The organism is Desulfosporosinus sp. I2, assembly GCF_000960765.1.
Lineage (GTDB): Bacteria > Bacillota > Desulfitobacteriia > Desulfitobacteriales > Desulfitobacteriaceae > Desulfosporosinus.
Window position 1 is genome coordinate 1 of the sequence record NZ_JYNH01000198.1, and the last position, 6,363, is coordinate 6,363.

Sequence of the window (6,363 nt, forward strand, 5' to 3'; positions counted from 1 at the left end):
CGTTATGGTCGTTAAGTGCCGAAAAACTCAGGAGATAAGATTTTAAGCACAAAAACATAGGGTAAACCCCAGGGCTAACCAAAAGAAAAAGAGGTGATGTCTTTGTCACAAACTAATGTGCCGGAACTCAACCCATGGCTAGAACATCTTCGCCATGCCAACAAAAGTGAAAACACCCTCCGAGCCTATAGACAGAGAGTACTGCGTTTTGCTGAGTGGTTTGAATCGACGAATGGAGAAACACTTACTCATGAGTGTGTCACTCCTACAGACCTGCGTGAATATAAATCCTACTTATTAATTAACCTAAAGCGCACTCCATCGACAGTCAATCTTTCCTTCGTTGCGATTGCAAACTGGCTGGACTTTAACGGTCAGAATGTACCAATGCCATCAAATGTGGAAGAGGTGCGCTCTGCACCTCAAGGACTGGATCGTCTAGGTCAACGATCACTTACTCGTGCTGTAGAGCGCGAAAGCATACCACGGGATATTGCTCTGATTACACTTATGCTAAACACTGGCCTTCGTATTAGCGAAGTGGCCGCTTTGGATATTGATGATCTCATTATTGGCGATCGCTCCGGCGGTCTTAAGGTACGGCTGGGGAAAGGGGGTAAATTTCGTAATGTGCCTCTTAATAGCGATACTCGAAAGGCCCTGCGCGATTATTTAAATGGTCGCACAAAAGGGCCAGTGTTTTTGAGTCAGCGGGGGAGGGGAACTCGTCGCTTAACTGCTAGTGGAATCCGGCAGGTTATAGACCAGTACGCTTACCTAGCGAAACTGCCTGAACTTCACCCCCATGTCCTCCGGCATACGTTTGCTCGGAATCTACTAAAAACTGGCGAAGGACTGGAGATGGTCGCGGAAATCCTGGGGCATAAGAGTTTGAATACGACACGGATCTACACTCTGCCGTCTGAGCAGGATAAAGCGAACGCGGTGGAGAAGCTGTCGCTAAGATAGTAATTAACACTGAATCGGGAGCAGTCTTCCAGAGCTATATATCGTACAAGCCCTTAGCTATTACGCCATAGCGGATATAAGCCTACTCAACGGCAAGCCAGCAAAAGAAGAATTGTAAGAAACAGTGAATCACTTGTGTTTTTGGGTAATTTATCTGAAATACAGGTGTTGAATATAATATGTTTCCGTGGACGATGCACGTGGAGTGCTTAATAGTGCTATATGTGCTTTGAGCAAAAGCCGGGATTAGCTGGTCTGAGAAACTGATTGTCTTTTGAGAGTGACATAGTGTGAGGGGGAATATATTGAGCATATCATTTTAGGTCTGGCGTTTTTGTTTCTTATTGGATTATTTTCGATTTCGTGGGAGGAAATAGAGGGAATATGTAGAAATGTTAGAGTGGAATAATATGGGGACTTCAAGTATCCCCAAGGGTAATACGGACCTCGGAAATTTATTCTAGCTTTAACACTGCGGTATCATAGTATGGGGATACCCATTAGTTTCGCTATGTGTTGTAGAGGAGATTAAAAGTGATTAAGAAAATTTCTATTATACAATATCGTAAAATTAAAAATTTAGATTTTGAGTTTTCGAGCGGAATAAATGTTATCTCTGGCACTAACGGAACTTGCAAAACTTCACTGTTACATATTATTAGTAACTCATTTCAAGCAGTAAATAAAAATTGTTCTTGGATTAATGATAATACATGTACGGAAATTATAAAAAAGGTAAATAATATTATAAATCCTAAGGTAGAAAGCTTAACGCGTGGTGATAAACAATACAATGATCCCGCAATTGATCAAAAGGGGTCATTATTTACTATAGATTATTATGATAAAACACCTTTAGGTTTTAGAAAACATAATTCAAAGATCAGTAATCGATATGCAGTCAAGCCTTATTATCAAAAAGGAACAAATGATTCGTTACCTTATTGCCCTGTGGTCTATTTAGGATTGTCACGATTACTCCCTTTTGGTGAGTTCCAAAATGATGACGCGATTGAAGGAATCAAAAAGTCGTTACCTTTAATCTATCAAAAAGAAATTGCAGAGATATACAAACAATTTACTGGGCTATCTATCTCATCAACAGTACAGCGAAAAAATGGGAGATATAAAGATCAGGACTGACTTTTCAAGTGACATAGATGGGATAGATTCTAACACTATTTCTGCAGGGGAAGATAATTTATTTATACTCATTTCAGCTATTGTATCTCTCAAATATTACTATAACTGTATTAAAAGTGATAATACTGTAGAGAGTGTTTTGTTAATTGATGAAATTGATGCTACGCTGCATCCCTCTCTCCAATTCAGCCTACTAAAGTTGTTTTACAAATATTCTGTGGATTATAAAATACAAATTATATGCACTACTCATAGTTTATCCCTGTTAGAATACGCATTAGGTAAGAAATACAATGTCATATATTTAATTGATAATATTACGACGGTTTTAAAAATGGAAACTCCCGATATATATAAAATAAAGATGTTCTTGCATTCTATTACACGGGATGAAATTTACATAAACAAAGTTATTCCGGTTTTTACAGAAGATGAAGAAGCAAGGATATTTCTGAATATTCTCTTAGATTATTATGCTGAGAAATATGCTAGCACGTTTTCGAAAGTTAGGCATTTTTTTCATTTTGTAAATGCAAATATTGGCGCATCTAACCTTTTAAGTATATTTGATGACATATACTTACTGAAATCCACAATGCAATCAATTTGCATATTGGATGGAGATCAAAAAAATAAACAGGACTATTCTAAATATGTGATAGCCTTGCCTGGTGGGGATTCTCCGGAAAAGTTAATAATGGATTATTCGATACAGTTATTTGATAATGATGATTGCTTCTGGACAGACGAAACAATCTTAAGCCTTAACTACGGAAAAGTGTATTATAGAAGTAATATTCGTCCTGAAATAGATGGTATCCAAGAAAAGCTTAACGAGCTCATAAAAGATAATAAATCTACTCATGGGATTAAAAGAGAAATGAGTAAGAAAGTGTTCACTAATAAAAGACGCTTTTTTGAACTATTATTTAAGCATTGGGTCAACAACGCAGAACATGAGGAACAAATTACTAAATTCTATAAGGACTTACATGTTATGTTTAAAAAGGTGGCTGAATTTCATGGAATTAACTCAAAGGAGTGGAACATATAAATATAGGTTCACGTATATTTATTATAATACTATGCTGTTGTTAAGGAGCTGACTCTATGCCAACTACTTTATCGCCATTAAGATATCCCGGTGGTAAGACAAAAATTTACCAGTATGTAAAAAATATTTTGGAATATAACAATTTATTGGGACAAACTTACATTGAGCCTTTTGCAGGGGGTGCTGGGTTGGCAATAAAGCTACTACTTAATGGTGATGTTAAAAGAATTGTCATTAATGACTATGATCCTGCAATATATGCCTTTTGGTATAGCGTCTTAAATAATACAGAAGAACTTTGCAATCTAATTCAGCAGACTAATATTACACCATTGGAATGGAAGCGGCAAAGAGAAATATATCGAAAGCAAGATGTGTCAAATTCTTTGGAGTTAGGGTTTTCTACATTTTTTTTGAACAGAACTAATGTATCTGGTGTAATTAAAGGCGGAATGATTGGGGGATTTGAACAAGGCGGCACTAATAATATTAGTGCTCGTTTTAACAAATCGAATTTAATACAAAAGATTCAAAATATTTCCGAATACCGAAATAAGATCGTCTTGTTCAATTTGGATGCAAAAGAGTTATTGCAGCCAAAATACTTAAGGCGGTTTTATAAAGCTTTAATAAATTTTGATCCTCCGTATGTAAGGAAAGGATCGCAGCTATATCAGAACTCTTTTAAAGAAGAAGATCATAGAACATTATCAGAAATTATATTGAAATGTAGTCGAAAATGGATTGTAACATATGATATATGTACACTCATAGCTGATCTTTATAGTAACTATCGTTTTAGCTATCTTGATGTCACATATACTGTTCAAAAGAGTAAGAAGGCGAAAGAGTATATCTTTTTTAGTAACAATTTAAATTTGCCTGAATATATCTTAAAAGATTTCTGCCAATCTAGAGACTTTTACGATTTAAACACAATATAAAGTTATGGAGGATTAGTATTTACATTTGGACAGACATCATCGGAAATTCCTCGTCATCTACAGTACCGCCATGCTGAAGCGCACCCAGCGCACCCACTATTAATAACAAAAATCTGAACACTGAACCATTCCCGGCCTCTTATGTAAAGAATCGACTGCCCGATCTATCACACTTTTGGGGTATGTCCAAAAGTGTGCTGGAAAAGCAGGATAATATATGGACATAAACGGTCAGGTCGCCTTTTTGGACAGGTTGGCCTTTTTGTGTATTATTGGAATATTTCCACGATCTTAAGATGAAATAGGCGGATTAGCAAAGTAACCCGCCCCTTCCCGAACCGTACGAGCGACTTTCACCGCATACGGCTCTCCATATTCCAAATGAGTTATCGTCGTTTCAATTGATTTAACTGAAATCTGTTTGCTTCGACATTGGCAAAGCAGTGTCCGCATAAAGGAATTTGTCTCCGGTTGATGTCCAGCATGACAGTGACAATCGGAGAGTAAGGCTTAACGAGTAACTTCTTTGTTTTCCTGTGGTACATGCTGACACGAAAATGCGGATTGACGCAGATGTAGCAGAGACGGGCCAGAGGGTCCATCAAGTTGTACTTGGGCGAGGGCTCAGATATTGCTGCCGACTTGATTTTAGCAAAGAAGTCCTTTTGTCTCGCAAAAGATTTGTAGAGTGCCAATGAAACTGAACAGGCTTTATTCTTGGCATTTCTGTACCTAACCGATAGAGATCTTCCAAAGCGGACAAATACTTTCTTAAGGCTGATGTCGAATTTGCGTGCCAGGGTTTTAGCGATAGAATACATTACAACGTATTGGATGCGCCAGCCCTTAAAGAAATTGGAGCAGCCGCGTTGTTGAGTCAGAAGTCCGCGGAGTACCTGGTTGCCGTATTTGATGATTTCTTCCGGAGGTTCCCTAAGGAGGCGAGAGATACCGATGGGATAATAGTTACCCCTACACATACCGTTCTCACGTAGCTTTTCCAGGATACCCTCCGTATTCATATAGATGCGGAGGGTTGAGTCAAAAGGGTTGCTGTGAAATTTGCAGTGAATGCCTGTGCCCTTGCGGATAATATATCCGAGAAAAGTCACCTCATCTTCTGCAGCATGCGTGATTTTGGTCTTTTCTTCGCTCAGCCTCAGGCAGAGCTCGCTGTTCAAGAACTCCTTGATTCTCCGTTTCAAATCGACTGCATAGGCCTTGGGAGCAATCACGCCAAGCAGAAAATCATCGGCGTAACGCACATATCTTACTCTGCGAAAATTGGGATCATATCTGTCAGAGGCCGGGAGGTTTTCCATTGCAACCTTCAATCGCCTAATAGAGTTGGTGTCGTTACCGTTATTGACCGCCTTTCTGTATAGGTATCTCGCCTTGGCGTATTCAGAATTTTGTCTACGGTAGGCGCCCGTGGTGTCTGTCTTGATAATGTTTTCTATAAACCTGTCCAACTTATCAAGATAGATGTTGCAGAGGATGGGGCTACAACAGGAGCCCTGTGCGTTTCCGGTTTTGGTTCTCTGAAGAGTGTGCTGCAAGTCGAAATAGCCGGCCTTGAGAATCTTATTAATAAGTCGGATGAGGCGCTCATCGTCGATACGTTCGCGGAGTATCGTTTCCAGGATGCGGTGGTCAATTTCATCAAAGCAGGCGGAGATGTCACCTTCGACAAACCAAATCGTACCTTTCCACGTCTCTATTTCAGCTATAGCCCCTTGAGTAGAGCGTTTAGGGCGGAAGCCGTAAGAGAGGTCAGAAAAGGTAGGCTCGTAGATGCACTCCAGGATAAGGCGAATTGCCTCCTGAACAAGCTTGTCCTTTCCATTTGGAAAGCTGAGTTTGCGCATCTTACCATTCTTCTTGGATATCATCGTTGTTCTGTTTGGCTGAGGTTGGTAGGATTCGTCGCGCATGGAAGAGATAAGTTCTGTAATCCATTCCTCACAGAAGCCATGCAGGGAGGTGCCATCAGCGCCGGATGTCTCCGCGCCGTCGTTGGACTTTACGGAGTTGTAGGCAATGATGTACAAATCTCTGCTATAGAACAAACGATAGAGGTCCCTGTTGACATAGCTTTGGTTGGCACTGTTACGACGGCGATAACCTTCCAGTCTTTCCACAAGTTTTGAATGCTCCATTCAAAGCAACTCCTTTCAAAATAGGAACTTGGAATACTGCCCCCCTTCACCCGTGTGCCTTCCATTACAGAAGGCCATTAGGCTACTGTTAGGG

Annotated in this window: 5 protein-coding genes; 4 read left to right on the top strand and 1 reads right to left on the bottom strand. The window is 39.7% G+C overall.

Features of this window, described 5'->3' with window-relative positions; translation table 11 throughout:
* Positions 1-102 precede the first annotated feature (102 nt).
* From UF75_RS24005 to UF75_RS24015, 4 genes are all read left to right on the top strand, one after another.
* Entirely contained in the window at positions 103-969 is an 867-nt protein-coding gene (locus UF75_RS24005; protein ID WP_052693597.1) for a tyrosine-type recombinase/integrase, read from the top strand.
* Between the two features lie 534 nt (positions 970-1,503).
* On the top strand, positions 1,504-2,112 hold the full coding sequence (locus UF75_RS27730; protein ID WP_082075323.1) for a hypothetical protein: 609 nt from the start codon (positions 1,504-1,506) through the stop codon (positions 2,110-2,112).
* Positions 2,087-3,166, top strand: a complete 1,080-nt coding sequence (locus UF75_RS27735) for an AAA family ATPase (protein ID WP_082075324.1) — start codon at positions 2,087-2,089, stop codon at positions 3,164-3,166. The genes UF75_RS27730 and UF75_RS27735 overlap by 26 nt, the downstream gene beginning before the upstream one ends.
* A 56-nt stretch (positions 3,167-3,222) precedes the next feature.
* Complete coding sequence (locus UF75_RS24015; protein ID WP_045577044.1) at positions 3,223-4,110, top strand: DNA adenine methylase; 888 nt, start codon at positions 3,223-3,225, stop codon at positions 4,108-4,110.
* Between the two features lie 386 nt (positions 4,111-4,496).
* Here UF75_RS24015 and UF75_RS24020 read toward each other — a convergent pair whose 3' ends face one another.
* Positions 4,497-6,269 carry a reverse transcriptase/maturase family protein gene (locus UF75_RS24020; protein WP_045577045.1) on the bottom strand — a complete coding sequence of 591 codons (1,773 nt, stop codon included), beginning with the start codon at positions 6,267-6,269 and terminating at the stop codon, positions 4,497-4,499.
* Positions 6,270-6,363: the final 94 nt, after the last annotated feature.

Bases quoted from the DNA above. Each gene is read 5' to 3' on its own strand.
- UF75_RS24015 (WP_045577044.1), top strand. From the start codon at position 3,223: ATGCCAACTACTTTATCGCCATTAAGATATCCCGGTGGTAAGACAAAA.
- UF75_RS27735 (WP_082075324.1), top strand. From the start codon at position 2,087: ATGGGAGATATAAAGATCAGGACTGACTTTTCAAGTGACATAGATGGG.
- UF75_RS24020 (WP_045577045.1), bottom strand. From the start codon at position 6,269: ATGGAGCATTCAAAACTTGTGGAAAGACTGGAAGGTTATCGCCGTCGT.